Raw genomic sequence first — 3380 nt, forward strand, 5'->3', positions numbered from 1 at the left:
GCCGCCATCGCCGAGACGGTCCTGTGGATCGGCTACCTGCAATGGCACTTCCGGACCCACGGTGCCGTGAACCCGCCCGAGCCCGTGATCCGCGACTTCCGCAACATCCAGTGCCGCGATGCCGTGCTCGACTATGACTGCATGGAGTGGGTCACCGATGAGGCCGGGCGCCCGGTCACGCGCTGGGATGGGCGCACCTTCAAGCCCCATCCGGTCACCGGCGAGGCGGTCCCGGACGAGAGCGCCCAGGTGCCGCAGGAGCGCTATGTCAACCCGCGGCGGGCGGCGTGGCCGGCGGCGGATTTTGTGGTGGGCAATCCGCCGTTCATCGGCAATAAGCGCATGCGCCAGGCCCTCGGGGACGGCTATGTCGAGGCGCTGCGTGGTGCCTGGCCGGACGTACCCGGTTCTGCCGATTACGTGATGTATTGGTGGCACCAGGCAGGGGAGTTGGCGGGTACCAGGCATCTCAGACGCTTCGGGCTGATAACTACCAACAGCCTCAGGCAAACATTTAACCGCCAAGTCATTGAGCGCCATTTAAAAGCGGAAAATCCGATCTCTTTGCTATTCGTGATCCCGGATCATCCGTGGGTAGACGCTGCGGAGGGTGCTGCGGTTCGCATTGGCATGACGGTTGGCGAGGCCGGGGTGAGGGAGGGCCAACTGTTCACAGTTACCCATGAGCAAGAGGGTGCCGGGGAAGGCGTGCAGGTGGCTCTCGCTTTACAAGAGGGCGTGGTACATGCCGATCTAACCACCGGAGCCAAGGCAGGCGGCACGACTCGCTTATTATCTAATCACGGTTTGTGCTTTCAGGGAATGAATCTGGTCGGAAAGGGTTTTCGCGTAACTCTTGAGGAAGTGCGGGCACTTGGATATGACCCTGTGGCACTGCCAGACGTCATTAAGCCGCATCGGAACGCCCGCGATATGATGCAGAATGGGGAAGACATTTTCGTTATCGATTTCTTCGGTTGCCTTGCCGAAGAAGCAAGAGCCACCCATCCTGCCCTTTATCAGCGGCTCTTGGATCGCGTGAAGCCCGAACGCGACCAAAATAGGGATGCGCAACGTCGGCGTGACTGGTGGCTGTTCGGCAGATCCAACGCTGCACTTCGCGCGTGCTGGAAAGGGCTCTCTCGAATTATTTTGACACCGGAAACATCGAAACACCGTGTTTTCGCTTTCCAGCAATTGCCGTTCTGTCCAGACCACAAGCTCTATGCCATCTGTTCGGATGACGCATATATTCTCGGGATCTTATCCGCGAGAACGCACGCGATATGGGCACTGCGAGCGGGTGGGCGACTCGGGTTCGGCAATGACCCCACCTGGACCAATACGACCTGCTTTTTGCTCTTCCCCTTCCCCGCCCCCACCGAGCCCCAGAAGGCGCATGTTCGCCAACTGGCGGAAGCCCTGGACGCCCACCGCAAGGCGCGCCAGGCGCTGCACTCGGGCCTGACCATGACCGGCATGTACAACGTTCTGGAGCAACTGCGCCGCGGTGAGCCCTTGGGGCCGAAAGAGCGGCAGGTCCACGAACAGGGCCTGGTCTCGGTGCTGCGCCAGCTCCACGACGAACTCGACGCGGCCGTCCTCGCCGCCTACGGCTGGGCAGACCTGACCGGCGCCCTGCTCGCCGGGTCCGCCGCGCGGACCCTGCCCCGGTCGCTGCCCGATCCCGCCCCCGCGGTTGCTGTCGCCCCCGTAGGGTCCGCTGCGCGGACCTTACCCACGTCGATGCCCGACCCCGAAACCACGGCTAACCCCGGCCCCGTAGGGTCCGCTGCGCGGACCTTCCCACCCTCAACGCTCGACGCCGACACCGCGGTTGGCGCGGGGGCGGTCCGCACAGCGGACCCTACCGCTGACCGGGTCGAGGCGCTGATCCTGGAACGCCTGGTGGCCCTAAACGCCGAGCGCTCCGCCGAGGAGCGCCGCGGCCTGATCCGCTGGCTGCGCCCGGCCTTGCAGCATCCAGGCGGCCAGGCCGACGACGGCGCCGTCCAGACCGAGGCGCCACTCGGGCTCGCCGCGCCCACCGCGAGCGGCCCGAAACCCGACTGGCCCAAGACCCTGCCCGAGCAGTTCCAGGCCCTGCGCGCCGCGCTCGCCGCCCGCCCCGGCCCCGGCAGCGCCGCGGACCTGGCCCAAGGATTCACCCGCGCGCCGCGCGCCCGCGTCGCCGAACTCCTGGAGACCCTCGCCAGCCTCGGCCACGCCCGCCGCCTGGAGGATGGCCGCTACCTTCCCGGCTGATCCTTGCTACCCTCGCATGGTCCAACGGGGACACCGATCGCTCAACACCGTCCGGTTGACCCTAAACCCGGATCATGCGTCGGGCCCCAGCCCAATCGTGATGCCGATCGCTGTCATTCCTTGCCAATCCGGGAGTCGCCTTGGAGATGAATAACGACACCATGAGTATTCAGGAACAACGAATCGATGACTCGGCCCAGCAGGCGCTGGCCGTGACCATCTACAACGACGACCTGGCCCTGGTGAAGGACCTGCGCCGCCTGACCCTGATCCTGGGCGAAAACCGCCTCGCCTGGCGCAATGTCTCAGGCCGTATCCGCCCCGAGACCGCCCTCTTATCCGAAACCTCCGGGACGCTCCAGGTCAGTCTGCTGGAACAGAATTTCGACTTCGACCTGCTCACCGCCGAGAGCCTGCTCGGCAAGTATCTCGGCCGCCGGGTCCAAGTGATCCGCACCAACGACGCCGGCCAGCGCACCATGGAGGACGCCACGGTCCTCGCCGTCGATCCCACGGCCGTCGCCGTCAACGAGGGCGTGATCCTGCGCTATGCCGATCGCATTGAGACCGGCCTGGTCGGACACCTCGCCTTCCCCGACCTGCCGGCGGACCTGCGCGATCAGCCCACCCTTGTTCTGCATCTGGAGGCGGCTCACGCCGGGGCCGGGACCTTTGAACTGTCCTATCTCACCGGCGGTCTGAGTTGGCGTGCGGACTATGTGGCCGACCTGTCAGCCGACGGCCTGACCCTGGACCTGAGCGGCTGGGTCACGCTGACCAATGGCAGCGGGGTGGCCTACCGGCAGGCGCGGGTGCAACTGGTGGCGGGTGAGATCAACCAGGTCGAAATGGATACTCGCGATTTTTTGTGTGAAGAACCCGAGCGGCCGTGCCCGATGGAAGGACCGCCGCGGCAACGCCCAGTTCATCGGCGAGGACCGGATCGAGCATACCCCCAAGCACGAAACCGTCAACCTGAAGCTCGGGGAGAGCTTCGATGTCAGGGTCCGCCGCAAACAGACTGAGTTCAACAAGCTGTCCGGCACCGGCCCCTACAACTATGCCTATGAGGCATGCCTATGAGGCCGCCTTTGCCCTGGAGTTGAAGAACGCCA

Annotated in this window: 2 protein-coding genes; both read left to right on the forward strand. The window is 65.0% G+C overall.

Annotated elements, in window-relative coordinates; translation table 11 throughout:
- The first annotated feature begins 66 nt into the window (after window positions 1-66).
- Window positions 67-2265, forward strand: coding sequence for a DNA methyltransferase (locus QZY48_RS27945; protein WP_295436913.1), 2199 nt, complete (start codon window positions 67-69; stop codon window positions 2263-2265).
- A 146-nt stretch (window positions 2266-2411) separates the two neighbouring features.
- Window positions 2412-3290: a hypothetical protein gene (locus QZY48_RS27950; protein WP_295436914.1), complete on the forward strand. Its 879-nt coding sequence runs from the start codon at window positions 2412-2414 to the stop codon at window positions 3288-3290.
- Window positions 3291-3380: the final 90 nt, after the last annotated feature.

The organism is uncultured Thiodictyon sp. (assembly GCF_903828115.1).
Classification (GTDB): domain Bacteria; phylum Pseudomonadota; class Gammaproteobacteria; order Chromatiales; family Chromatiaceae; genus Thiodictyon.